The sequence below is a fragment of the Streptomyces sp. NBC_00647 genome, from assembly GCF_045207245.1.
Lineage (GTDB): Bacteria > Actinomycetota > Actinomycetes > Streptomycetales > Streptomycetaceae > Streptomyces.
This window is the reverse complement of record NZ_CP109040.1, coordinates 3,435,601-3,460,569: the sequence shown is the minus strand read 5'-3', so window position 1 is coordinate 3,460,569 and position 24,969 is coordinate 3,435,601. Positions and strand designations below refer to the sequence as shown.

Here is a 24,969-nt window from a genome sequence, read left to right as displayed (position 1 = left end):
TCGCGCGGGGGTCGGAGGGTGACGTTTCTTCGCCCTCTCCGCCCCGTTCCGTCCCTTCCGCGGGGGCTGCCGCTTCCGCACTCACGACGGGGGGAGCGGCCTCGTCCGCGGACGCCGGACCGGCCGACTGGAGCGGGCCTGTGTGGAGGGGCCTGCGGTGAGTCGGCGGGGTCCGTGGTCCGACGGGCTCCTGCTTCTCCGCGGGCGGCTGCGGGCCGGCGGGGAGCAGCGAGGCCCGCTCGGCGGGGAGCAGCGAGGCCCGCTCGGCCTCCGCCCCGAACCCCGGGCCACTCGTCAAGGGCCTCAGGGCCACTTCGCCCCTGAACTCCCCGAAGGCCGAAGGCGCTTCGGCCTGCGTGTTCCCTGCTCCGAGTCCCGTGCCGACGGGGAGTGCCGCACGGGTCCTGGTGCCGAGGCTCATGCCGGGTGGGGGTGAGTCGGCGACCTTGGTCCAGAGGGACGGCTCGGGCGTGGGCGGTTCGGTGATTGCGGTGGGGAGGCTCCCGGCCGGTGCGACTGCTGCGACGGGAGGGAGTGGCGCAGAGGGCGCGACCCTGTCGGCACCGGCACCGGCACCGGCACCGGCAGTGGCGGCGGCACGGGCAGTGGCGTCGCCGCCGGAATGGGCAACGAGCCTCGTCACGGGCGGGAGTGGTTCGGCCGTGTCGGTGTGGTGGCCCGTGACGGGCGGGAATGCTCCAACGGCTCTGGTGCCGAGGCTCATGCCGGGTGGGGGTGTGTCGGCGACCTTGGTCCAGAGGAGCGGCTCGGGCGGGCGGGCGCCGGCCGAGGGGTGGAGACCCCCGAAGGCTGAGGCTGCCGCGGCCGGCGGGAGTGGTCCGGCGGTGTCGGGGCCGATGCGCACGACGGGCGGGAGCGGTCCGGCCGTTTCGTTGCCCGGGCCCATGTCCGCCCGCCGTACTTCGGCGGACGCGGTCCTGGTGGTGAGGCTCGTCACCGTCGGCAGCGGCTCCGCGTCCCTGGACGCGGGACCCGCACCGGTGCGCGGTGCCTCGGCGGCGTCGGCATCGCGGACCGCGTCGGTGCTCGGCGCCCCCGTCGTGTCCGTCCTCAGGGTCAGGTGCACCGAGGGCGTCCGGTCCGGGCCCGGTCTCGCCGCCTGGTCGGGCGACGCGGTCGACCGGCCCTTCAGGGGCGCCTGCTGGAGGGGGACCGGGCGCGGCGCGGGGGGTCTCGAGGGAGCCGGATTCCCCACGTCCGGCTCCCCCGCCCCGTCGGGTGCTTCCAGTCGTGCGACGCCGCACGGTACGACCCCCGTCGCGTACGGCAGTTGGAGCACTCCCTCGGTGGTCCACAGTCCGGTGCCGGGCAACCAGCCCTCGGGTGCCTGGTGATGGTGGATCCGGCGCTCGGCTGGGCGCCACACGCCCACCCAGGTGCCGCCCGGCCCGTCGATGCGCAGGGCGACGGCGCAGGACTCCGGGGTCAGCACCTGGCCCGGCTGGATCGCGAACGGGGTGATCGAGCAGCCCGTCGCGGTCAGGCAGTCCGGGAAGCGGACGGGCAGCGTGCTGCCGAGCACGCCCCAGCCCAGGCGTTCCCGGCCGGGGGACGGCGCGTCGGAACGGATGAGGAGAAGTCCGCTGTCCGCGTCCGCGAGAAGCAGCCGGTCGTTGCTGTGCTCGGCGATCTGGAGGAGCGGCGACACCTCTCCGCCCCGCTCCAGGTCGACGACCACCGTCTTGGTGCGGCCGTTCTGGACACGGTCCAGCGCGAGCAGGCGGCCCGTGCCGTCCAGCCACACCCCTCCCGAGCAGTGGCCCGGCACCTCGGCCAGGTGCTCGGGGCCGAAGGCGCCGCCCGCCACCAGCCACACCGCCGTGGATCCCCGGCCCACGGCGAGGGCGTACGCGCGTTCCCCGTCCGGCGCGGGCGGCAGCAGCCGCAGCCGGGTGCCGGCGTCGGGGCACTCCACCGCGCCGAGCGGGAGCTCGCCGGTGCCGGGACCGGTCGGGTAGAGGAGCGAGAAGGCGTGACGTCCGTCGGCCACGCGATGGATCAGCACCCGTCCGTCGGTCAGCGGCAGCACCTCGGTGCCGGGCTCCTCGGGCTGAGGGCCGGGCAGCGGCACGGCGTACGGCTCGGGGCCGTCCAGCGTCCAGCGCTCCGGGTACCAGGACTCTCCGTCGCGCGCGAGGCGCGCCCCGTAGGCGCCGTCGACGGTGATCACGCAGAGGGGACGGGCAGGCCACCGACTCGCGTCGTCGCCGTACTCGCCGCCGTTCTCGCGTTCGCTCTGCACCACGGGCTCCGTCGCACCGACCGTCATCGTTCGGTCACCTCCGGCGACGAAGGTAGTTTTCGCACGCACAGACGTGGGACCGACGGGCTGCCGCTTCACACATAAGGGTGGCCATGTCGGGATTCGCCTGAGGGAACGGGGGCGGATGTGCTGAACGATGGTGCGGAGACCGGGCCAGGAGCGGCGGGAACGCGTTCGGTCCGCCGTCCGGGTGCCGGTCCCGTGGTCCGCGACCGGTCGGACCGTGACGTAAGCCAGGTAGCCTTTCCCCGTGCCCCGTCTGTCTGAAGTCATCGCCGCGCTCGACGCCCTCTGGCCCCCGGAGCGGGCCGAGGGGTGGGACGCGGTCGGCACCGTCTGCGGCGACCCCGACCAGGAGGTCACGCGCGTTCTGTTCGCCGTCGACCCGGTCCAGGACATCGTCGACGAGGCCGTGAAACTGGACGCCGACCTGCTCGTGACCCACCACCCGCTCTATCTGCGCGGTACGACGACCGTCGCGGCCGGCACGTTCAAGGGCCGCGTCGTGCACACGCTGATCAAGAACGACATCGCGCTGCACGTCGCCCACACCAACGCCGACCGCGCCGACCCGGGAGTCAGCGACGCCCTGGCCGGGGCGCTGGACCTGCGGGTCGTACGGCCTCTCGTGCCCGACGCCACCGACCCAGAGGGGCGCCGAGGCCTCGGCCGTGTCTGTGAGCTGGACCACCCGCTGACCGTGCGCGAGCTCGCCGCCCGGGTCGCCGAGCGGCTGCCCGCGACCGCGCAGGGCATCCGCGTCGCGGGCGACCCCGAGGCGCTGGTGCGTACCGTCGCGGTCAGCGGCGGCTCCGGGGACAGCCTCTTCGACGACGTGCGCGCCGCGGGCGTGGACGCCTTCCTCACCGCGGACCTGCGGCACCACCCGGTGTCCGAGGCCCGTGCCCACAGTCCTCTCGCGCTGCTCGACGCGGCGCACTGGGCCACCGAGTGGCCCTGGTGCGAGCTGGCAGCAGCCCAGCTCGACGAGATCTCCGACCGGAAGGGATGGGGACTGCGCGTCCACGTCTCCCGGACGGTCACCGACCCCTGGACCGCCCACGCGGCCTCACACACCGACACATCAGGAGCCCCCAACTGAACGCCGCGCCCGCCGACCAGATCCGACTTCTCGACGTCCAGACCCTCGACGCCCGCCTGCAGCAGCTCGCGCACAAGCGCAGGTCGCTGCCCGAGCACGCCGAGATCGAGTCGCTGAACAAGGACCTCACCCAGCTGCGCGACCTGCTCGTCGCCGCGCAGACCGAGGAGAGCGACTGCGCCCGCGAGCAGACCAAGGCCGAGCAGGACGTCGACCAGGTGCGTCAGCGCGCCGTCCGCGACCAGCAGCGCCTCGACTCGGGTGCCGTCACCTCGCCCAAGGACCTGGAGAACCTCCAGCGCGAGATCGTCTCCCTCGCCAAGCGCCAGGGTGACCTGGAGGACGTCGTCCTCGAGGTCATGGAGCGCCGCGAGTCCGCCCAGGAGCGCGTCGCCGAACTGACCGAGCGCGACGCCTCCGTCCAGGCGAAGATCGACGACGCGACCGGGCGTCGTGACGCCGCCTTCGAGGAGTTCGACGGCGAGGCCGCCACGCTCACCAAGGAGCGCGAGGTCATCGCCGCCTCGGTGCCCGCCGATCTCCTCAAGCTCTACGACAAGCTGCGCCTCCAGCAGGGTGGCGTCGGCGCCGCCCGGCTCTACCAGCGCCGCTGCGAGGGGTGCCGCCTGGAGCTCAACATCACGGAGGTCAACGAGGTGAAGGCGGCCTCCCCCGACACCGTGCTGCGCTGCGAGAACTGCCACCGCATCCTCGTACGCACGTCCGAGTCCGGCCTGTAGGGAGTTCGGCTCGTGCGGGAGTTCATCGTCGAGGCCGACGGAGGTTCCCGGGGCAACCCGGGGCCCGCGGGCTACGGCTCCGTGGTCATCGACGCGGCCACGGGGGAGACGCTGGCGGAGCGCGCCGAGTACATCGGCATCGCCACCAACAACGTCGCGGAGTACCGGGGCCTGGTCGCCGGTCTTGAGGCGGCCCGGGACCTCGACGCGACCGCACGGGTCCGGGTCCGGATGGACTCCAAGCTCGTCGTCGAGCAGATGTCCGGACGCTGGAAGATCAAGCATCCGGACATGAAGCCCCTGGCGGCGGAGGCAGCCCGCGTCCTCCCGCCCTCCCAGGTCACCTACGAGTGGATGCCGCGCGAGCGGAACAAGCACGCGGACCGGCTGGCCAACGAGGCGATGGACGCCGGCAAACGCGGCGAGACATGGTCGCCGTCGGCCTCGACGGCGGAACTGGACGCCCGGGCGGCACGCTCCGCGGCGCCCGAGCCGACGGGCCCACCCGGCGACGCGAAGGCGGGCGCGGCGAAGGCGCGCGCAGCACTGTCCACCACCCGCGGCGAGGCGGCGCCCCGAAAGGGGCGCGAGGAACTGCGCGACCAGCCGCGGGCGGGTAGCACCCGGACGACGGCTTTGGGCCCCATCCCGTCTTCCGGCGGCGAGGCCGCGAGGTCGGCGGGCGAGGCGGCGCCCCGAAAGGGGCGCGAGGAACTGCGCGCCCAGCCGCGGGCGGGTAGCACCCGGACGACGGCTTTGGGCCCCATCCCGTCTTCCGGCGGCGAGGCCGCGAGGTCGGCGGGCGAGGCGGCGCCCCGAAAGGGGCGCGAGGAACTGCGCGCCCAGCCGCGGGCGGGTAGCACCCGGACGACGGCTTTGGGCCCCATCCCGTCTTCCGGCGGCGAGGCCGCGAGGTCGGCGGGCGAGGCGGCGCCCCGAAAGGGGCGCGAGGAACTGCGCGCCCAGCCGCGGGCGGGTAGCACCCGGACGACGGCTTTGGGCCCCATCCCGTCTTCCGGCGGCGAGGCCGCGAGCTCGGCGGGCGAGGCGGCGCCCCGAAAGGGGCGCGAGGAACTGCGCGCCCAGCCGCAGGCGGGTAGCACCCGGACGACGACTACGGGCCCCACCCCGTCACCCGGCGGCGAAGCCGCGGAAACCACAGACGACGGGCGGGCCGCGAAGCCGGCGAAGGACGCGAGGGCCGCGACAGCGGCGAAGGACGGGCAGGCCGCGACAGCGGCGAACGACAGGCGGGCCGCGCAGAACGTGGCCACCACCGCTCCGACGACCGGCTGGGGCGCCGCCCCCGACATGGGCGCGCCCGCCACCTTCGTACTCCTGCGGCACGGCGAGACCCCGCTGACGCCGCAGAAGCGGTTCTCGGGGAGCGGCGGCAGCGATCCGTCCCTGTCCGACGTGGGCCGGGAGCAGGCGGAGCGGGTCGCCGCCGCGCTGGCGGCACGCGGCACCATCCAGGCGATCGTGGCCTCCCCGCTGGCCCGGACCCGGGAGACCGCGGGAGCCGTCGCCGACCGGCTCGGCCTCGAGGTCGTCGTCGAGGACGGCCTGCGCGAGACGGACTTCGGCGCCTGGGAGGGGCTGACCTTCGCCGAGGTGCGCGAACGCCACCCGGAGGACCTGAACACCTGGCTCGCCTCACCGGAGGCCGAACCGACCGGCGGCGGCGAGAGTTTCGCCGCGACCGCCCACCGCATGGCGGCCACCCGCGACAAGCTGATCGCCTCCTACGCGGGCCGCACGGTCCTGCTCGTCACCCATGTCACCCCGATCAAGACCCTCGTACGACTGGCGCTCGGCGCCCCGCCGGAGTCCCTGTTCCGGATGGAACTGTCGGCGGCGTCGCTCTCGGCGGTGGCGTACTACGCGGACGGCAACGCCAGCGTCCGGCTCTTCAACGACACCTCTCATCTGCGGTGAGCGGCACCGTGGTCAGCCCCTCCGGGCGGCACGGTCGCGCAGGATCCCGGCGGTCTCCCGGTCCGCCGGGAGGAACGCCTCCAGATGGAGCTCCGCGAGCGTGACGTCCACCGCCGTCGCGAACGATGTGAGCGTGGTGAGCAGCCTCAACTCGCCCTCCGGGCACCGCAGTCGCAGCGGCACGGCGAAGCCGAGGTAGTCCGCACCGGGCTCGCTCGCCGGCACGTACTCCGCCAACTCCTGCACCAGCGCGTCGAGATGCGGATCGGGGCTGCGTACGGACCGGGCCCGCAGGTTCTCCACGATGTGCCGGCCCCAGGCGTCCAGGTTCACCACGCGTGACGCCATCCCGCGCGGATGCAGGGCCAGCCGCAGGACGTTCACCGGCGGGGCCAGCAGCTCGGGAGCGGCCCCCTCGGCCAGGACGTCGAACGCCGCGTTGGCCGCGACGAGTTCACCGCGCGGCCCCGCCACCATCGCCGGATACGGCAGATGCCCTTCGAGGATGCTGTCCAGCGCCTCCCGTACGGGCTTCAGCGCGGCCGCGTCGAGCGGCGACTCCGTGAACGCGGGAGCGTAACCGGCCGCCAGCAGAAGCAGGTTGCGCTCCCGAAGGGTCAGGCCCAGTGACTCGGCGAGCCTGATCACGATCTCCCTGCCGGGCACCGAACGCCCGCGCTCGATGAAGCTGACGTACCGCTGCGTCGTGCCCGCCCGGGAGGCGAGCTCCAGCTGGCTCACCCTGCGCGCGTGCCGCCAGCGCAGCAGCTCCCGGGCGAAGGGAGGGGGTGGGGTGGAGATACCGGTCGTCATGGGATCAGTTGTACGTCATGGGGAGGACGGCGGGGCGGGAGCAGGCGCCACCCGCTCCGCGGCCAGGTGCCCGTCTCCTGTCGCCTGATCCACGACCGTGTGCCGGTCCCCGTCCGCTTCCCCGTACCGCCCGGCCCGTACCGCCGCCCCGGCCCGTCATACCTCGCCGGGAATTGAGGCGGACACCCGTTCCGAACAGCATGGACGCATCCACTCAGAGCCCACTCAGGGAGCGGACATGCGCGCCTACCACCTCGAAACGCTCGGCACCGTCGACGGGATCGTCCCGCGCGAGTCGGCCCGGCCCGAACCGGGGCCCCGCGAGATCCTCGTCCGTGTCCGGGCCGTCTCCCTCAACAAGCGCGACCTGCTGATCCTGAAGGGGACCTACCCGCTGAAGGCCGTACCGGACGTGATCCCCGTGAGCGACGGAGCGGGGGAGGTCGTCGCGGTGGGAGCGGAGGTGACCCGGTTCGGGGTGGGCGACCGCGTGGCGGGCACGTACTTCCCGAACTGGCTGGACGGCCGCATCACCCCGGCCCAGTTCGACCAGCCCGGCGCCACCCTCGACGGCATGCTGACGGAGTACACCTGTCTGAGCCAGGAGGCCGCGGTCCGGGTTCCTGACCATCTGACCTGGGAGGAGGCGGCCTGTCTGCCCTGCGCCGGGGTGACCGCCTGGCAGTCCCTGACGGGTGGCGAGCCGCTCACCCCCGGCCGGACCGTGCTCACCCTCGGCACCGGCGCGCTGTCCCTCTTCGTCGTGCAGTTCGCCAAGACGATGGGCGCCGAGGTCATCGTGACGACATCGAGCGCGGCCAAGGCGGACCGCCTCAAGGGGCTCGGCGCGGACCACGTCGTCAACTACGCCGAGAACCCGGAATGGGGGCTCGCCGTCAGGGAGTTGACCGGGGGGCGCGGTGCCGATCTGGTCGTCGAGACCAACGGGCCCGACACGATCGAGCAGTCGATGCGGGCGGCCGCGCTCCACGGCCAGATCGTGCTCCTGATCACCGGCAACCCGCGCAGGCACGGTATCGAGATCTCGAACGCGGCCTACGCGGCGAGTCTGGCCACGATCCGCCGGGTGTTCGTGGGCAGCCGCGCGCACTTCGAGTCCATGAACAGGTCGCTGGAGCTGCACGGGACCCGCCCGGTCGTGGACCGTGTGTTCGGCTTCGACGAGGTGCGGGAGGCGTTCCGTCACTACGAGAGCGGCGCGGCCTTCGGCAAGGTGGTCGTCCGCGTGGGCTGAGCGCGGGCTACCGGCGCAGCGCCGACGCCTCCCGCGCCAGTTCCTCCACCCGGCGCCAGTCCCGCGCGGCGATCGCGTCGGCCGGGAGCATCCAACTGCCGCCCACACAGCCCACGTTGGGGAGGGCGAGGTAGTCCGGCGCGCACGCGGGGCCGATGCCGCCCGTCGGGCAGAACCGGGCCTGGGGGAGCGGCCCGGCCAGCGACTTCAGATACGCCGTGCCGCCCGCCGCCTGTGCGGGGAAGAACTTCATCTCACGCACCCCGCGCTCCAGCAGTGCCACCACCTCCGAGGTGGTCGACACCCCCGGCAGGAACGGCACCCCGGACGCCTTCATCGCGCCGAGCAGCACCTCCGTCCAGCCCGGGCTGACCAGGAAGCGGGCGCCCGCCGCGACGGACTCCGCCACCTGCTCCGGTGTCAGCACCGTGCCCGCGCCCACCACCGCGTCCGGCACCTCCGTCGCGATGGCCCGGATCGCGTCGAGCGCGGCCGGGGTCCGCAGCGTCACCTCGATCGCGGGCAGCCCGCCGGCGACCAGGGCTCGCGCCAACGGCACGGCGTCAGCGGCGTCCGCGACCACGACGACGGGGACGACGGGCGCGAGATCCAGGACGGAGGCATGCGGAGACGGGGGCAGCGGCGAGGTCATGCCCACATCCTGCCCGGGTGCTGCATCATGCGCAAAGGTCGTTGCGTATGTTGCAACGCTACCGAAAAGGGGAGGTGGTCGAAAGGGGGAGCGTCCCAGCGGTGGCCCCGCCGCTCAGTGGATCTCCTTCACCACCACGTCGAGCGCCCACGGCCTGCCCGCCCTGCCCGGAGCCTCCGCCTCCACGGCGTACCCGAGGTCCCGCAGCGCCTCCACCAGCTCCGCCGGGCTCTTCGGTGCCGCGCCCGCGGTGAGCAGGCTACGGACGATCTTGCCCTTGGTCGCCTTGTTGAAGTGGCTGACGACGGAACGCTTCTCGACCCCGTTCACCATCTGCGCGTGCAGCACCCGGACGGTCGCCGTCCGCCCCGCGACCTCGCCCTTGGGCTTCCACGCCGCCGTGTAGGCCGAGGACCGCAGGTCCAGCACGAGCCCGTCGCCCGCGGCCTCGGGGAGGGCGGTCGCCATCGGTGTACGCCAGTGCGCGCCCAGCGCTCCGAGACCGGGCAGCTTCACGCCCATCGAGCAGCGGTACGAGGGGATGCGGTCGGTCACACGCACCGCGCCCCACAGTCCGGAGAAGACCAGCAGCGAGCGGCCCGCGCGCCGCTTGGCGGGGGTGTCCAGCGAGGCCAGGTCCAGGGCGTCGTACAGGACCCCCGTGTAGATCTCCCCGGCCGGGCGCGCGCCCGCGGTCCGCAGTTCCGTGTTCTTCGCGATCTCGCCGCGCAGCCCCTCGCTCAGGCCGAGCACCTCGCGGGCCTTCTCCTCGTCGGCCGCGCACAGTTCGACCAGCTCGTCGAGGACCGCCTGGCGTGCCTCCGTGAGGCCGGGCAGGGACAGCGACTCCGTCTTGAGCGCGGTTCCCCGGCCGGAGGGGGCCTTGCCCTCGGAGGGCGGCAGCAGCACGAGCACGGTTGGTTCTCCTCACGGTGGATATGGCCCGGCGCCAGCCTACGGGGTGCGTCCGGGGCGCTTTCGCCGTCCGGTCCAGCCCCGGCCCCGGGCGCCGGCCGGAGCCCCGGACGCGCACCCCACCGGGCAGCCGCGCGGTCACCCCACCGGACAGTCGCGCGGTCGGCGTGCTGCCACTCCCGCCCCCCCCGGCCCCCCGGCCGGCCGCCCGCTGGGCGTGCTCAACGCTTGCCCCCGGCCTACGCTCGATCCATGCCTCGCCGTCACGTCCGTGTCACCGGTGCACCGGAGGCTCCGCTGCGAGCCGCCCTCGGCGCTCTGCGGACCGAGCTCGGGGTGCCCGTGAGCTTCCCGGCCGAGGTCCTCGCCGAGGCCGGACGGCCGCCCCGCCTGCCCTCGTACGACGCGACGGACATCCCCCTGTTCACCATCGACCCGCCGACGTCCGACGACCTCGACCAGGCGATGCACCTGTCGCGCCGCGAGGGGGGCGGCTACCGCGTCCGGTACGCCATCGCCGACGTCGCCGCCTTCGTGGCGCCCGGCGGAGCCCTGGACGCCGAGGCGCACCGACGCGTGATGACCCTCTACTTCCCGGACGGGAAGATCCCCGTCCACCCGCCCCGGCTCTCCGAGGGCTCCGCGAGCCTCCTGCCGGACCAGACCTGCCCGGCCGTCCTGTGGACGATCGACCTCGACGCGGACGGCCGAACGCAGTCGACCGGAGTCCGTCGCGCCCTGGTCCGCAGCCGCGCCAAGCTGGACTACGCACACGTGCAGCGGCAGATCGACGCGGGGACGGCGGAGGAACCGCTCGCCCTGCTCAAGGACATCGGCGCCCTGCGCGAGGGCCTGGAGATCGAGCGCGGCGGCATCTCGCTCAATGTGCCCGAGCAGGAGATCGTCGAGAAGGACGGGACGTACGAACTCGTCCACCGGGCCCCGCTGCCCGCCGAGGGCTGGAACGCTCAGGTCTCCCTGCTCACCGGCATGGCGGCGGCCGACCTGATGCTCGCGCACGGTGACGGGGTGCTGCGGACGCTGCCCGCCGCGCCGGACGGGGCGGTCGGACGGCTGCGCCGCACCGCGCTGGCGCTGCACGTCGACTGGCCGCACCACGTCTCGTACGCGCAGCTCGTCCGCTCACTCGACCCGCACCGCCCGAACCACGCGGCCTTCCTCCAGGAGTGCACGACGCTGCTGCGCGGTGCCGGGTACACCGTCTTCCGGGACGGGGCGCTCCCCGAGGTCACCGCGCATGCCGCCGTCGCCGCGCCCTACGCCCACTGCACGGCCCCGCTGCGCCGGCTCGTCGACCGCTACAGCTCGGAGATCTGCCTCGCGGCCGCCGCCGGTGAGCCGTCTCCCGAGTGGGTCCTCGAGGCCCTCGACGCCCTGCCCAAGGAGATGGCGGAGGGCAGCCGGCGCGCGGGAACCGTCGAGCGCGAGTGCGTCGACATCGTGGAGGCCGCGCTGCTCAAGGACCGGGTCGGCGACCTCTTCGAGGCCTGCGTCGTGGACGTGCAGGAGCACGAACCCACGGTCGGCACCGTGCAGTTGGAGTCTCCGGCGGTCTTCGCCCGGATCGTGGGCGGCACGACGAGGCTGCCCCTGGGCGAACGCCTGCGGGTCCGGCTCACCCAGGCGGACCCCGGAACGGCGAAGGTGCAGTTCGCGCCCGCTTGAGCAGGGGACGAACCCGCCCGGCTCGTCGCCGAGTTCGCCTCCCTCCTCTCCCTGCCTTGCCCACCTCCCGCCTCCTGCCCCCACCCCCGTCCTGCCCCCCGCCTCCCTCACCTCGACCGATTTCCCCGGCGCGGCATGGAAACGGGGGACACGCGTGTTGCCCTCGTAGCGGCGACCGGTGCTGCGGGAGAAGAGGTGGCGGCGGTGACACGGGCGACGGCGACTCCGGGCGGACCGGGAGACGCGTTCACGGTGCTGCGGGGCGGGACGGCCGCGGTCCGAACGGGGACGGCGACCGCGGGCGTACGGCGTGGGCCGACGGCGGCGGTGAAGGAGGAGGCCCGCTGGACCAGGGCCACCCTCGGCCGGGACGGCCGGCCCCTGGACCTGCTCACCGCCCGCTTCGACCAGCACCGCTACGCACCGCACGCCCACGACGAGTTCACCATCGGCGTCTGCGTCGGCGGCTCGGAGATCATCGACTACCGCGGCGGCCACATACGGACCGGCCCGGGGTCCATCGTCGTGCTGGCCCCCGGCGAGATGCACACCGGCGGCCCCGCCGCCTGCGACGGCTACGCCTACCGGGCCCTGTACGCGGAGCCGTCCCTGCTCTCCGAGGGCGCCGGCGGCGGGCTCCCGCACTTCCGTGAACCCCTCCTCGACGACCCCGAACTCGCCGCCGCCTTGCGCGTCGCGCACACCGAACTGAGCGTCCGCCCCGACCCGCTGGAGGCCGAGTCCCGCTTCCCGTGGCTGCTGGCCGCGCTGGCCCGGCGCCACTCCACGGCCCGCCCCGACCGCGACGAGATCCCCGGCGCCGCACGCGTGGCCGACGCGGTACGGGACCGCCTGGCCGGCGAACTCCAGGCGCCGCCCTCCCTGGCCTCCCTCGCCCTCGACCTGGGCCTGTCCCGCTACCAGCTCCTGCGCGCCTTCCGTACGACCATGGGGATACCGCCGTACGCCTGGCTGGCCCAGCACCGGGTGCACCGGGCCCGCCGGCTCCTGGAGTCAGGACTGCGCCCGGCCGAGGTGGCCGGACTCGTTGGCTTCGCGGACCAGGCGCATCTGACCCGCTGGTTCCGCCGCGTGCTGGGGGTGACACCGGCGGCGTACCGCGCGAGCGTGTCCCCGTCGCCGTAGCGCGGACCGGTCGTGGCGCCCGCGGCCCGGACCGGCCGGCCGTGGTGGCGCAACAGCGTTCAAGACGCCGCGCCGTGCGGCGGCCGAGACTGCCCCCATGACTGCACGCGGCTGGTTCCTGTTCTCCCTGATGGGAGTGGTCTGGGGCATCCCCTACCTGATGATCAAAGTGGCGGTGGACGAGCTGTCCCCGTCGGTGGTGGTGTTCACGCGCTGTCTGATCGGTGCCGCGCTGCTGCTGCCCTTCGCGATCCGTCAGGGCGGCCTGACCCGGACCGTACGGGCCCACTGGCGCCCGATGCTGGCCTTCGCGTGCATCGAGATCATGGTCCCCTGGTGGACCCTGACGGACGCCGAACGCCATCTGTCCAGCTCCACCGCGGGCCTGCTGATCGCCGGGGTGCCGATCATCGGCGTGGCCGCGGCCCGGCTCTTCGGCGACACGGAACGACTCGGCACCCGCCGTGTCGCGGGCCTCGCCCTCGGCCTGAGCGGCGTCGCCGTCCTCACGGCCCCGCATCTGACCGGCGGCGACGCCAGGTCGCTCGTCGAGGTGCTGCTCACGGTCGTCGGCTACGCCACCGCGCCGGTCATCGCCGCCCGCCGGCTCAAGGACGTGCCGTCACTCCACCTCACGGCCCCCTGCCTGGCCCTGGCGGCGCTGGTCTACGCCCCCGCGGCGGTGGTCACCCGGCCGGACGCGATCCCTTCCGGACAGGTCCTGGCCGCCCTCGCGGGCCTGGGCGTCGTCTGCACGGCCGTCGCCTTCGTGGCCTTCCTGGAACTGATCAAGGAAGCGGGCCCGACCCGGGCGACGGTCATCACCTACGTCAACCCGGCGGTCGCGGTGGCCGCGGGCGCGGTGTTCCTGGACGAACGCCTGACCTCCGGCATCCTCGCCGCCTTCGCCCTCATCCTGGCGGGCTCGGTACTGGCCACGGCGACGGCCGGTCCTCGGCGCCGCCCCCGCCCGGTACCATGGTCGACACGGCAGACGAGCCGGGCGGACGGCCGCGTGGAGGTTCTTGTGGACCTTCCCGAGGAACGTCCGGGCTCCACAGGGCAGGGTGGTGGCTAACGGCCACCCGGGGTGACCCGCGGGACAGTGCCACAGAAAGTAGACCGCCGAGAACTCCGGTTCCCGGTAAGGGTGAAACGGTGGTGTAAGAGACCACCAGCGCCTGAGGCGACTCAGGCGGCTAGGTAAACCCCACCCGGAGCAAGGTCAAGAGGAGCCGCTGTGAAAGGTGGCTCTGCGCGGACGTCCGAGGGCTGCCCGCCCGAGTCCGCGGGTAGACCGCACGAGGCCGGCGGCAACGCCGGCCCTAGATGGATGGCCGTCTCCCCGGCCGCCGCGAGGCGACCGGGCGACAGAACCCGGCGTACAGCCCGACTCGTCTGCCATCAGGGCTCCGACCTGGTCCTATGACCTGGTCGGAGCCCTTCGGCATGTCCGGGAGCGTCAGGTGCCCCCGGGTCCCCGCGGGCTCAGTTCGTGACCGTGAACCAGGTGGCCCGGGACTTCTTCCACTCCGCGTGGGTGAGGTCCTTGGCCTCGGTGCCGTCGCCGTACAGATCGGCGGAACCGTCGTCGGTGATCAGCTGGGCGCGGGCGCCGGACACGGTGAGGTCGGGGACGTCGACAATCGCCTCCCAGCCGCCGGGGTCCGAGGTGGGCAGGTCGAGGCGCTTGACCGGCGCGTGCCCGGGGACGCCGTCCCAGGAGTAGAGGGCGTACGGGTCTGAGTTGTCGTCGGCGGCCCAGGAACCGGCCACGATCAGGTACTGGTTCGACGCGTTCTTGTGGATGTCGCGGATCGCCAGGCCACCGAGGTCGAGTTCGATCGGCGTGCCGAAGGCGGCCGACGTGCCGCTGCTCAGCACCTTGTCGAAGTTGGTGACCGGCACGATCAGGGCCTTGCCGCCGGGCACCGCGGGGGCGAGCGGCGCGCGGAAGCCGAGGTAGGCCGTGGTCGTCGAGCCCGGCGCGAACTCCAGGCCCTCCACGTTGAACCCGTCGATCTGCTTGGGCACCTGGCCGTCCTCGGTGCCCGCCGCGAACCTGTAGCGGTCGCCGTTCGCCTCGTCCCAGGCGACGAGGTTGTCCCGCAGCTTCTTGTACGAACGGCCGTACGTCAGGGCGGTCGAGGCGCCGGAGCCGGTCACCGTGGTGGTGAAGACCGTGTTGCGGTCCGCCTTGTACTCGCCGTCCTTGTTGTTGCCGAGCGAACCCGTCCAGTAGACGGTGTCGCCGACACGGGTGGCCGCCTCGATGTCGATCTCCTTGGAGACACCGATCCTGGAGCCGAAGTCCCAGGTCCTGACCGGCGCGCCGGACGTCGAACGGTCGTACAGACGCAGGGTGTTGGACTCGTCGTCCGCGACGACCGTATAGCCGCCGCCCACGTCGACGGCCGCCGAGGCGTCGCTGGAGCCGGTGAAGTACCGGCTGTCGGAGGCCAGTTGGACGGGGGCCGACGCGGCGTAGTGCAGCGTCTTCGTGGCCGTCTGGCCGTCGACCCCGGTCACCTTCACGGTGAGGTCGGTGTAGCCCAGGCCGCGCGCGGCGACGGCGACCTTCCGGGTGGCGCCCGTGCCGGTGACGGTCACGTCGCCCGTGGTCGCCACCGCGGTCCTGCTGCTCTTGCTGACCGTGACGGTGAGGGCGCCGACGTCGGCCCCGCTCTGCGCGACGGTCACGTTCACGGCCGGATCGGCGGTCGCGCCCACCGCGCCCGACAGATACGCGGCCGACAGCGAAAGGCTCGGCGTGCCGTAACTCGCCGCGTGTGCCTGGCTTCCCAGGCCCAGGGTCGCGAGGGTCAGCACGCCGGTGAGCATGGCTGCCGTCCTGCGGCCGGTGGGGAAAACGTAGTCCTGCACGGGGACCCTTTCGTCGGCTCTGCGTCGACGAGAAGGCTGAGCCGCGCCCGCCAACTCCAGGCCGCGCGGACACGTCCACGGAGTGAACACTTCCGGTCACCGCAGGCACGTTGGGGACCGGGGCCGCGGAGTCCCGTGCCTCGTCAGGGCGTTGACGCCGTGCCGAGCGGGTGATCGGCGGCGGACGCCGTGTCGAGCGGGCGGTCGGCGACGGGCGCCGTGTCGAGCGAGCGGTCGGCCACGGACGCGAGATGGGCCGTGAAGGCCTCGCGCGCGTCCGGAGCGAGGGTGCGCAGCGCCACCATCGCGGTGATGACGACATCGCACAGTTCCGCGCGGACGTCGTCCCAGGTGTGGCTCACGCCCTTGCGCGGGTTCTGGCCCGTCGCGCCGATCACCGCCTGCGCGACCTCGCCGACCTCCTCCGACAGCTTCAGCACGCGCAGCAGAAGGCCCTCCCGGCCGCGGTGCGGCTGGTTGGCGTCCAGCCAGGCGTGCAGCCCCTCGATCGTGTCCCAGACGTCCGGGCCGCGTGCCTCCGCGCCCACGCCGACGGTGGTGTGGCCGGCCGGCTGGGCGGGGGCGCGCACCGCTCTGTCGCCGTCGGCGTGTCCGGCCGGATCGTGTGCGGTGTCATCAGCCATGGACCGAGCCTCCCCAGTGCGCGGAGGGCCGACTCCTACTCGTCGAACAGGGCCTCCTGCTCGCCCTCCCGCGCCTTGCGCACCCGGTTGTTCCGGACGCCCACGACGACCGCGGTGACCGCCGCCGTGGTACCGAGCGCGATCGGCACCATCCAGCCGCGGTTCACCGCGTGGCCCATCAGATGGTCGAGGGACAGCCGGCCGGGGCCGGTCACCGCGAGGCCCGCCGCCGCCAGACCGAGGGACGCCGTGTACTCGTAACCACCGCTCTGCGCGAAAAACCCGTTCGGTACGTGCACGGCCGCCGCGCCCGCCATCGCACCGGCCGCCGCGGCGCCCGCCGCGGGCGTGGCGAGGCCCAGCGCCAGCAGCGTGCCGCCGCCCGCCTCCGCGAGGCCCGCCGCCGTGGCGCTCGCCCTCCCGGGCGCATAGCCCATGGCCTCCATGGCCGCTCCGGTCCCCTCGAGGCCGCCTCCGCCGAACCAGCCGAACAGCTTCTGCGCTCCGTGCGCGGCCAGCACGCCGCCCGTGCTCAGACGGAGCAGCAGCAGTCCCAGATCACGCCGGTCGATACAGGTCACGGTGACTCCCAGTGCAGACAGCGGCAACGGTTCCCTCCCGGGTCTCCACCGTCGCACCGAACGGACGGGTCCGGTGTACCCGCGCCGCCGTTCGGGTGGCGGGTGCGGGGGACCGGTGTGAGTCTGGCTCCCATGACGATTCAGGTAGCGAAACTCAGCGACCCGTCCGTCCGGGCCTTCGTCACCGCGGTGAACGCCCATGACCGGGACGCCTTCGCGGCGCTTCTCGCGCCCGGCGCCACCATGTCGGACGACGGCTCCGACCGTGACCTCGACGAGTGGACCGACCGGGAGATCTTCTCCTCCCGCGGCCACATGGACGTCGACAACGAGTCGGGCGGCGGGCGTTCGCTCCTCGTGCGGTACCGCAACGACACCTGGGGCGAGATGAAGACGAAGTGGAGCTTCACGGTCGACGACGGCGGCCGGATCAGCCGCTTCGAGACCGGTCAGGCGTAGCCGCCCGTCGACCCGCGAGCGTGACCGCCGGGTCCCGCCCCGCGGTCTTGCCTTCGTGTGCGCTCCAACTCCTAGGGTGCGCGGGCATGGAGAGCTTCGGGAACAGGACCCTGGGAAGCAGCGGGATCGACGTCAGCGCCCTCGGCTTCGGCTGCTGGGCCATCGGCGGTGAGTGGTCGGCGCCGGACGGGCAGCCGCTGGGCTGGGGCAAGGTCGACGACGAGGAGTCCGTACGGGCCGTCCGGCGCGCCCACGACCTCGGCGTGACGTTCTTCGACACGGCGGACGCGTACGGCACCGGGCACAGCGAGCGCGTGCTCGCGCGGGCGCTCGGCAAGCGGCGGGCCGATGTCGTCGTCGCCACCAAGTGGGGCAACGTCATCGACGAGGAACGGCGGCTGCTCACCGGCAGCGACGACTCCCCGGCGTACGCCCGGCGCGCGCTCACCGCCTCGCTCCGGCGCCTGGACACCGACTGGGTCGACCTCTACCAGCTGCACCTCTCCGACGCCGACCCCGAGCGCGCCGCCGAACTCCGCGACACCTGCGAGGAGTTCGTACGGGAGGGGCTGATCCGGGCGTACGCGTGGAGCACCGACGACCCCGGACGGGCCGCGGTCTTCGCGGCGGGCGAGCACTGCGCGGCGGTGCAGCACCGGCTGAACGTTCTGCAGGACGCGCCCGAACTCGTCGCCCTCTGTGAGGAGTCGGGGCTCGCGAGCATCAACCGCTCCCCGCTGGCCATGGGGCTGCTGACCGGCGGGCATGCGGCGGGGCGCGCCCTCGAAGCGGGGGACATCCGCAACGCGCCGCCCGCCTGGCTGCAGGGCTTCACCACGCAGGGCTGCGCCGACCCGGAGTGGCTCGCCCGGGTGGAGGCCCTCGAGGAGATCCTGACCAGCGGCGGACGCACCCTCGCGCAGGGCGCCCTCGCCTGGCTGTGGGCCCGCAGTCCGCGCACCGTGCCGATCCCGGGATTCCGCTCGGTCGCCCAGGCCGAGGAGAACGCGGGCGCGATCGCCAAGGGGCCGCTCACCGCGGCGCAGTTGACCGAGGTCGACGGCGTGCTCGGACGGTGAGCGGCCCGGGAGGCGCGCGCTGACGCGTGCGGGGCGAGAACGAAGGCGGGTACGGAGCCGCGTACGGGAGCCGGGGCCGCCGCGGGCTCAGTTGCCCTGAGCGGCGCCGTACTGCTGCTGCGCGTACTGCTGCTGCCCGGACAGGTGGTCCGCCTGCTGAGGGACGGCACGGCGGGTGCCGCCCTGCTCGGTCAGGCTGATCTGCCCGGCCTTGATGGTCGCGAGGCGCGGAGCGCGGCGGGCGATGGACGAGTCGTGGGTGACCATGATGAAGGTCAGCCCGTACTCGTGCCACAGCCCTTCGAGCAGGCCCATGATGTCGTCGCGGGTGCCTTCGTCGAGGTTGCCGGTGGGTTCGTCGGCGAGCAGCACCTTCGGCTTCTTGACCAGCGCCCGGGCGATGGCGACCCGCTGCTGCTGACCGCCGGACAGCTCGGTCGGGACGTGCGTGAGCCGTTCGCCGAGGCCGACCGAGCGGAGGGCTTCGGCGGCCCGCTCGCGCCGCTCGGCGGGCTTGACGCCGAGGGGGACGAGAGCGGTCTCGACGTTCTCCTGCGCGGTCAGCGTCGGGATGAGGTTGAACGACTGGAAGATGATGCCGATCTTCTCGGCCCGCAGCCGGGTCAGCTTGGCCTCGCTGATGGAGGCGAGGTCCACGCCGTCCAGCTCGACACTGCCGGAGGTCGGCCGGTCGAGCCCGCCGATCATCTGGAGCAGCGTCGACTTGCCGCCGCCGGTGGGGCCCTGGATGACGAGCTGGTCGCCGTCCTCGATGGCGAGGTCGACGCCGCGGAGCGCCTCGACCGTCTCCTTGCCCCGCGTGTAGCGCTTGGTGACGCCGGTGAGCTTGTACATGAGTTTCTCCGAGGATGAAGGGGGTGGGGCGCCGCGGCCCGGGGGAGTGGACGCGGCGCCCCGGCTCAAGGGGTGTGGCCCGGGGAGGGTCAGGAGACGCTGCGGAGCGCGTCGGCAGGGCGCATCCGGGAGGCACGCCAGCCGCCCATGGCGCCGGCGATCAGACCGCCCGTGATGGCCAGGCCCGCGGCGAGCGCGATGGTGGTCAGCGAGACCGGCGCGGTGAGCGCGATGTCGATGGTGTTCTTGGCCGCGGAGGCCGCCTGACCACCGGGACCGCCACCGCCGGGGCCGCCGCCCATGCCGCCACCGCCGCCGGTGGAGCCGAGCTCCGCCGTCAGCTTCGGGCTGATCGCGGTGACGGCGTAGGCCGCTCCGAGACCGAGGGCGATGCCGAGCGCGCCGCCGAGCAGACCGTTGACGATGGACTCGCCGACGACCTGGCGGGTGACCTTGCGGGACGGCCAGCCGAGCGCCTTCAGGGTGCCGAACTCGCGCACCCGGCGGGAGACGGCGGAGGAGGTGAGCAGCGCCGCGACCAGGAACGCGGCGACGAGGACCGCGATGGACAGCCACTTGCCGACGCTCGTCGCGAGGTTCGAGGCGGTGGACAGCGAGCCGGAGACGGTGTCCGCGAGGTCGGCCGAGGTGGTGACCGTCGTCCCGGAGATGTTCTTCTGGATGGCCGCCTTGACCGTGTCGATCTGCTTCGAGTCGGTCGCCTTGACGTAGATCGTGGTGACCTTGTTCTTCGCGTCACCGAGCGTCTGGGCCTGCTTCAGCGGCAGGTAGACGTCGGTGGTCGACTCGCTGCTGTCGGGCGTCGCGATGCCGATGACGGTGTACTTCTTGCCGGAGATCGTGATGGTCTTGCCGACCGTCTTCTTGTTCTCCTTGGCGTACGACTTGCTGAGCACCGCGACCTTCGCGTCGGTCTGCGCGGCGGTGAACGTCCTGCCCGTGGTGATCTTCGAGGTGGCCAGCGGGCCGAGGTCCTGGTGGGCCACGTCGACGCCCGCGACGGAGTAGGAGTTCACGTCGAAGGAGGCGCCGCCGCCCTGCACCTGCGGCGCACCCGTGCTGCCGCCGTTCTGGCCGCCGGGGCCGCCCTGCTGGTTCGAGCCCGAGGTGGAGGACTTCGCCTTGCCCTGGGTGAAGGAGCCGTCGACCTTGGTGACGTTCAGGCTGAGCGCGCCCACCGCGCTCGACACGCCCTTCTGCGCCGCGACCTCGGTGACGAGCGAGGACTTCAGGGACTGCCCGCCCTGGGTCATCACGCGGTCCGAACTCTGTGTCTTGCTGCTGTCCGACTTGGCGTCGAAGTCGAACTTCGGCCGCCCCGAGGAGTTGCCCGTCGGTGCCGTCTGGGCCTTGGTGACCGTCATGTCCGTGCCGAGCCCGTACAGCGACTTCAGGACCTTGTCCTGTGCCTGCTGCATGCCGGCCGACACCGAGTTGACGGTGATGACCAGCGCGATACCGAGCGCCAGACCCAGGGCGATCACCAGCGCCGCCTTCTTGCGCCGGCTCAGCTCACGCTTGAGATAGATGCCAAACATCCCGTTCCTCAAAGGTTCTTGGCGCCCGCTGTGGGCGCGGCCACAAGCTATGGAGAAACCTTTGAGTCGGGCTGAGTAAGGGATGTGCGAGGGCTGAGAATCCGGACCTCCGAATCAATATTGCGTCAGACAGCCCATTCCTAAGCTCTCTAGGGCTCACTGCCAGGAAACGCCTGTTGAGTGGCCCTGGGTGAAGATCGGCGGGCCCGTTCTCCGAGCGTCTCCCGGTGGGACGGTGGAGGGCGTGAAGGGGCGGGCCCGCCCCTTCACGCGCTGTTTTGCCGCCGCTTTGGAATCGGCATTCCTTCTCTTTGTGACCCCGCTGTCGGGCGTCCCGGACAGACTTTGTACGGTCCCGGGATGCGTGATTCTTCCGGGCTCTCCCGCCGTGCCGCTCTGGGCCTCGCGGCCGCCGTCCCCCTCGCCGCCACGACGGCCACGACCGCGCACGCCGCGACGACGATCGGCGGAGCCCGACTGGCCCGCGCCGGGGTCCAGGCGAGCCGCGCGTCGGGCCTGCCCAAGCGGCTCACCGCCCGCGCCTGGCTGGTCGCGGACCACACGACCGGTGAGGTGCTCGCCTCGTACAACGCGCACCGGAGGCTCGCGCCCGCCTCCACCCTGAAGATGCTCTTCGCGGACACCGTGCTGAAGAAGTTCGAGCGCACCGAGACGTACAAGGTGACCGACGCCGATCTCGCCGACGTCCCCGCGGGCTCCAGTCTCGTCGGCGTGAAGCCCGGCATCACCTACACCGTCGAGCAGTTGTGGCAGGGCGTCTTCCTGCGCTCCGGCAACGACGCGGTGCACGTGCTCAGCCACATGAACGGGGGCGTCGCGGCGACGGTTGCCGAGATGCAGGCCCTGGCGAAGGACCTGCAGGCCCTGGACACGCATGTGGTCAGCCCCGACGGCTTCGACCACAAGGGCCAGTTGTCGTCCGCGTACGACCTGACGCTCTTCGCCCGGCACGGCCTGGCGAGCGCCGACTTCCGCGGCTACTGCTCGACGAAGACCGCGGACTTCCCGGCCGGAGGCAAGAAGACCTTCCAGATACAGAACACCGACCGTCTGCTCACGGGCGCGTGGGGCCTGGAGACGTACGACGGCCTGATAGGTGTGAAGAACGGTTACACCAGCCATGCCGGCAACACCTTCACGGGTGCGGCGACCCGGGGCGGACGGACCCTCCTCGTGACGGTGATGCACCCGAAGAGCGGTGGCAACGGCGTGTACGAGGAGACGGCCCGACTGCTCGACTGGGGTTTCGGGAAGGCGGCGGACGCGGAGCCGGTCGGCACGCTGGTCGATCCGCTCAGTGAGGGCGGCGCGAGCGCGGCGCCCACGCGGAAGGCGGCGAAGGGTGCCGGGGGAGCTCCGGCGGCGGACGCGACGGCGGACACGGGCGGACCGTCGTGGGGGCTGGTCGGCGGGGCCGGGGGAGCGGTCGCGCTCCTCGCGGGGGGTGCGCTGGCGCTGCGCAACCGCAGGCGCGGGTCCGCTGAGGAACCGGCCGAGGCGGAAGGCCGCAGCCCGCGCCGATGACGGGGGCAGCCGCCCCGCGGTCCGGTGCACACCTCGCGTCCCGCGCGAGGTCCGCCCCCTCCCGGGCCGCGGAGCGACTGCCACCTCCCCCATCGGTGTGGACCGTGGTCGAACCGAAGTCTCGTGCTTCAAGTGTGAAGCTCTGGTGGGGGAGATGCCGAGCATAGGCCCACTAACGGCTTATATGGTCCGGAGGTTCAGCTTCCGTTTGTGCAGGTTGACTTCTTGACCAGTTGCCGGTGAACCGCGCGGGCGCTCCGTACGTAGTGGTTCAGCCACGCCCGACGTACGGCATGGCTGTCGCCAGTACCGTGGCGAACTGCACGTTCGCCTCCAGTGGCAGCTCGGCCATGTGCCGCACCGTGCGCGCCACATCGGCCACGTCCATCACGGGCTCCACCGCCAGTTCGCCGTTCGCCTGGAGCGTCCCGGTCCGCATCCGCTCGGTCATGTCGGTGGCCGCGTTGCCGATGTCGATCTGACCGCAGGCGATCCGGTACGGGCGCCCGTCCAGGGACAAGGACTTGGTCAGGCCCGTCAACGCGTGCTTGGTCGCGGTGTACGCGACCGAGCGGGGGCGGGGCGTGTGGGCCGAGATCGAGCCGTTGTTGATGATCCGCCCGCCCTGCGGGTCCTGTTCCTTCATCTGCCGGTACGCCGCCTGCGCGCACAGGAAGGCGCCGTTCAGGTTGGTGTCGACGACGTGCCGCCACGCGTCGTACGGCAGCTCTTCGAGCGGCACGCCGCCCGGCCCGAACGTCCCGGCGTTGTTGAACAGCAGGTCGAGCCGCCCGAACCGGTCCCGCGCGGCGGCGAAGAGGGCCGCCACCTCGTCGGGGCGTGAGACGTCCGTGCGTACGGCGACCGAGGGCCCCTCGGGCACGAGGGCCGCCGTCTCCTCCAGGGTCTCGGCCCGGCGCCCGGCCAGCGCCACCGACCAGCCGGTGCGCAGCAGTTCGGCGGCCACGGCGCGGCCGATGCCGGAGCCCGCCCCGGTCACCACCGCGATCTTCGTCTGCGCGGGATTCATGGCGTTCATGGGCCCGCAGCGTACGGGAGGGGGCCGGCCGTTCCCGCGTCCGGAACTCACCCACCCGTCATCCGGCTGTTGTGTACGCGCCAAGTTGACGTTGATCCTGGCCACTCCAATGCCTCGTACGACCACTGTCAGGGGAGGGCCAGATGACACCCGCAGGCCACGACCATCCGTCGCAGCACACCCCCGAACTCCGCGCTGTCGCCCGTCACATCGGGCGGCGCCGGTTCCTCACCGTCACCGGCGCCGCCGCCGCGCTCGCCTTCGCCGTCGACCTGCCGGCCGCGGGCGTGGCGAGCGCCGCCGAACTCGACGCGGCGAAGATCACCGACGACCCCTTCACGCTCGGTGTCGCCTCCGGCGATCCACTGCCCGGCTCCGTGCTCCTGTGGACACGGCTCGCACCCGCGCCGTACCAGGCCGACAGCGGCCTGCCCGCCGAACGCGTCACCGTGCACTGGGAGCTGGCGCACGACGACGGCTTCCGCAAAGTCGTCAGACGCGGAACGGCCACCGCGCACCCCGAGTTCCACCACGCCGTGCACGTCGAGGTCGGCCACCTCGACGCGGACCGGGTCTTCTACTACCGCTTCCGGGCGGGCGGCTGGGTCAGCGAGACGGGCCGCACGCGCACCGCGCCCGCGCCCGGCGCCCGGGTGTCCGCCCTCAGGCTCGCCGCCGTCTCCTGCCAGGCCTACCACGACGGGTACTTCACCGCGTACGGCCATCTCGCCGAGGAGGACGTCGACGTCGTCTTCCACCTCGGGGACTACCTGTACGAGTACGCCGTCAACTCCGTCGGCGGCGCCCGGAAGTACACCGACCGGACGCTCCCCGACCTCTTCAACCACGAGACCGTGACCTTGGAGGACTACCGGCTGCGGTACGCCCTCTACAAATCCGACCCCGATCTGCGGGCCGCCCACGCCGCGCACCCCTTCGCCGTCACCTGGGACGACCACGAGACCGAGAACAACTACGCCGACGACATCGACGAGAACGGCGGCCCGCCCGAGGAGTTCCTGCTGCGCCGCGCCGCCGCCTACCGCGCGTACTGGGAGAACCAGCCCCTGCGCCGGCCGCAGCTCCCGCACGGGCCCGACGCCCAGCTGTACCGCCGGCTGCGCTGGGGCCGGCTCGCGCAGTTCGACATCCTCGACACCCGGCAGTACCGCTCCAACCAGGCCTACGGCGACGGGTCGCACATCCCCGGGCCCGAGTCGGACGACCCGGCGCGCACCATCACCGGGCCGACGCAGGAGCGGTGGCTCATCGACGGCTGGCGCCGCTCACACGCCCTGTGGAACGTCGTACCGCAGCAAGTCACCTTCTCCCAGCGCAAGCTGGACCTGAACCCGGTCGCCAAGGTGTCCATGGACGCCTGGGACGGCTACCGGGCCTCGCGGCAGCGGATCCTCGACGGCGCCAGGTCCACCGGGACCGAGAACCTGATGGTGCTCACCGGAGACGTGCACGTGGGGTACGCCTTCGACATCCTGGACGACTTCGACGACCCCGCGTCGGCGACGCTCGGCACGGAGATCGTCGCCACCTCCATCACCAGCGGCAAGGACGGCGCCGACAAGCCCGCCAACTGGGCCACCTACACGCAGGCCAACCCCCACCTGAAGTTCTACAACGGGCGGCGCGGCTATGTGACCGTCGAGCTGGGACGGGAGGCGGCGCGGGCCGACTTCAGGACGGTGTCCGCCGTGACGACCCCTGGGGCGCCCGTCACCACGGCCGCGTCCTTCGTGACGGAGGCCGGGAACCAGGGGCTCGAGCCGGCCTGACGTC

Annotated in this window: 19 protein-coding genes, 1 other RNA gene and 2 pseudogenes; 12 read left to right on the top strand and 10 right to left on the bottom strand. The window is 72.8% G+C overall.

The window, feature by feature from the left end; translation table 11 throughout:
• Positions 1–1,132 precede the first annotated feature (1,132 nt).
• Positions 1,133–2,290 (bottom strand): annotated as a pseudogene (locus OG788_RS15260) (hypothetical protein); the annotation flags it as partial.
• A gap of 244 nt (positions 2,291–2,534) precedes the next feature.
• Between OG788_RS15260 and OG788_RS15255 the strand changes: the two are divergent.
• From OG788_RS15255 to OG788_RS15245, 3 genes are read left to right on the top strand one after another with little or no spacing between them, the layout of a single operon-like run.
• Positions 2,535–3,386, top strand: a complete 852-nt coding sequence (locus OG788_RS15255) for a Nif3-like dinuclear metal center hexameric protein (RefSeq protein WP_406371334.1) — start codon at positions 2,535–2,537, stop codon at positions 3,384–3,386.
• Positions 3,383–4,126, top strand: a complete 744-nt coding sequence (locus tag OG788_RS15250; protein WP_351539869.1) for a C4-type zinc ribbon domain-containing protein — start codon at positions 3,383–3,385, stop codon at positions 4,124–4,126. The genes OG788_RS15255 and OG788_RS15250 overlap by 4 nt, the downstream gene beginning before the upstream one ends.
• A 12-nt stretch (positions 4,127–4,138) precedes the next feature.
• Entirely contained in the window at positions 4,139–6,064 is a 1,926-nt protein-coding gene (locus OG788_RS15245; RefSeq protein ID WP_406371332.1) for a bifunctional RNase H/acid phosphatase, read from the top strand.
• A gap of 12 nt (positions 6,065–6,076) precedes the next feature.
• Here OG788_RS15245 and OG788_RS15240 read toward each other — a convergent pair whose 3' ends face one another.
• Complete coding sequence (locus OG788_RS15240; RefSeq protein WP_356754615.1) at positions 6,077–6,877, bottom strand: helix-turn-helix transcriptional regulator; 801 nt, start codon at positions 6,875–6,877, stop codon at positions 6,077–6,079.
• A gap of 238 nt (positions 6,878–7,115) precedes the next feature.
• Here OG788_RS15240 and OG788_RS15235 point away from each other — a divergent pair, with 238 nt between their 5' ends.
• Positions 7,116–8,132: an NAD(P)-dependent alcohol dehydrogenase gene (locus OG788_RS15235; RefSeq protein WP_406371330.1), complete on the top strand. Its 1,017-nt coding sequence runs from the start codon at positions 7,116–7,118 to the stop codon at positions 8,130–8,132.
• 7 nt (positions 8,133–8,139) lie between these two features.
• On the opposite strand, the gene eda is transcribed toward OG788_RS15235, so the two are convergent.
• Positions 8,140–8,784 carry a bifunctional 4-hydroxy-2-oxoglutarate aldolase/2-dehydro-3-deoxy-phosphogluconate aldolase gene (eda, locus tag OG788_RS15230; RefSeq protein WP_351539620.1) on the bottom strand — a complete coding sequence of 215 codons (645 nt, stop codon included), beginning with the start codon at positions 8,782–8,784 and terminating at the stop codon, positions 8,140–8,142.
• Positions 8,785–8,898: 114 nt separating this feature from the next.
• Positions 8,899–9,699 (bottom strand): peroxide stress protein YaaA, encoded by an 801-nt coding sequence (gene yaaA / locus OG788_RS15225; RefSeq protein ID WP_356754619.1) that lies wholly within the window; start codon positions 9,697–9,699, stop codon positions 8,899–8,901.
• 252 nt (positions 9,700–9,951) lie between these two features.
• Between yaaA and OG788_RS15220 the strand changes: the two genes are divergently transcribed.
• The 4 genes and pseudogenes from OG788_RS15220 (at position 9,952) to rnpB (ending at position 13,932) form a co-directional block, all read left to right on the top strand.
• The gene (locus OG788_RS15220) at positions 9,952–11,385 is read left to right on the top strand and encodes an RNB domain-containing ribonuclease (protein ID WP_406371327.1); all 1,434 of its coding nucleotides are present in this window, start codon (positions 9,952–9,954) and stop codon (positions 11,383–11,385) included.
• Between the two features lie 327 nt (positions 11,386–11,712).
• Positions 11,713–12,531 (top strand): AraC family ligand binding domain-containing protein, encoded by an 819-nt coding sequence (locus tag OG788_RS15215; RefSeq protein WP_406376761.1) that lies wholly within the window; start codon positions 11,713–11,715, stop codon positions 12,529–12,531.
• Between the two features lie 97 nt (positions 12,532–12,628).
• A pseudogene (locus tag OG788_RS15210) lies at positions 12,629–13,456 on the top strand (DMT family transporter); the annotation flags it as partial.
• Between the two features lie 70 nt (positions 13,457–13,526).
• Positions 13,527–13,932: RNase P RNA component class A (gene rnpB, locus OG788_RS15205), an RNA gene on the top strand.
• 87 nt (positions 13,933–14,019) lie between these two features.
• Here rnpB and OG788_RS15200 read toward each other — a convergent pair.
• The 3 genes from OG788_RS15200 to OG788_RS15190 form a co-directional block, all read right to left on the bottom strand.
• Positions 14,020–15,372 (bottom strand): hypothetical protein, encoded by a 1,353-nt coding sequence (locus OG788_RS15200; protein WP_406376760.1) that lies wholly within the window; start codon positions 15,370–15,372, stop codon positions 14,020–14,022.
• 185 nt (positions 15,373–15,557) lie between these two features.
• Positions 15,558–15,962, bottom strand: a complete 405-nt coding sequence (locus OG788_RS15195) for a MazG-like family protein (RefSeq protein ID WP_406376759.1) — start codon at positions 15,960–15,962, stop codon at positions 15,558–15,560.
• A gap of 131 nt (positions 15,963–16,093) precedes the next feature.
• Entirely contained in the window at positions 16,094–16,639 is a 546-nt protein-coding gene (locus OG788_RS15190) for a DoxX family protein (RefSeq protein ID WP_406371326.1), read from the bottom strand.
• A 132-nt stretch (positions 16,640–16,771) separates the two neighbouring features.
• Here OG788_RS15190 and OG788_RS15185 point away from each other — a divergent pair, with 132 nt between their 5' ends.
• Positions 16,772–17,098 (top strand): nuclear transport factor 2 family protein, encoded by a 327-nt coding sequence (locus OG788_RS15185; protein ID WP_406371324.1) that lies wholly within the window; start codon positions 16,772–16,774, stop codon positions 17,096–17,098.
• Between the two features lie 86 nt (positions 17,099–17,184).
• Positions 17,185–18,177 (top strand): aldo/keto reductase, encoded by a 993-nt coding sequence (locus OG788_RS15180; protein ID WP_406371322.1) that lies wholly within the window; start codon positions 17,185–17,187, stop codon positions 18,175–18,177.
• A gap of 87 nt (positions 18,178–18,264) precedes the next feature.
• On the opposite strand, the gene OG788_RS15175 is transcribed toward OG788_RS15180, so the two are convergent.
• Positions 18,265–19,032, bottom strand: coding sequence for an ABC transporter ATP-binding protein (locus OG788_RS15175; protein WP_406371320.1), 768 nt, complete (start codon positions 19,030–19,032; stop codon positions 18,265–18,267).
• Positions 19,033–19,121: 89 nt separating this feature from the next.
• Positions 19,122–20,591, bottom strand: coding sequence for an ABC transporter permease (locus tag OG788_RS15170; RefSeq protein ID WP_406371318.1), 1,470 nt, complete (start codon positions 20,589–20,591; stop codon positions 19,122–19,124).
• 360 nt (positions 20,592–20,951) lie between these two features.
• Between OG788_RS15170 and OG788_RS15165 the strand changes: the two genes are divergently transcribed.
• On the top strand, positions 20,952–22,136 hold the full coding sequence (locus OG788_RS15165; RefSeq protein WP_406371316.1) for a D-alanyl-D-alanine carboxypeptidase family protein: 1,185 nt from the start codon (positions 20,952–20,954) through the stop codon (positions 22,134–22,136).
• Positions 22,137–22,407: 271 nt separating this feature from the next.
• On the opposite strand, the gene OG788_RS15160 is transcribed toward OG788_RS15165, so the two are convergent.
• Positions 22,408–23,175, bottom strand: coding sequence for an SDR family oxidoreductase (locus OG788_RS15160; RefSeq protein ID WP_406371314.1), 768 nt, complete (start codon positions 23,173–23,175; stop codon positions 22,408–22,410).
• A 143-nt stretch (positions 23,176–23,318) separates the two neighbouring features.
• On the opposite strand from OG788_RS15160, the gene OG788_RS15155 reads away from it, so the two are divergent.
• Positions 23,319–24,965 carry an alkaline phosphatase D family protein gene (locus OG788_RS15155; protein ID WP_406371312.1) on the top strand — a complete coding sequence of 549 codons (1,647 nt, stop codon included), beginning with the start codon at positions 23,319–23,321 and terminating at the stop codon, positions 24,963–24,965.
• Positions 24,966–24,969: the final 4 nt, after the last annotated feature.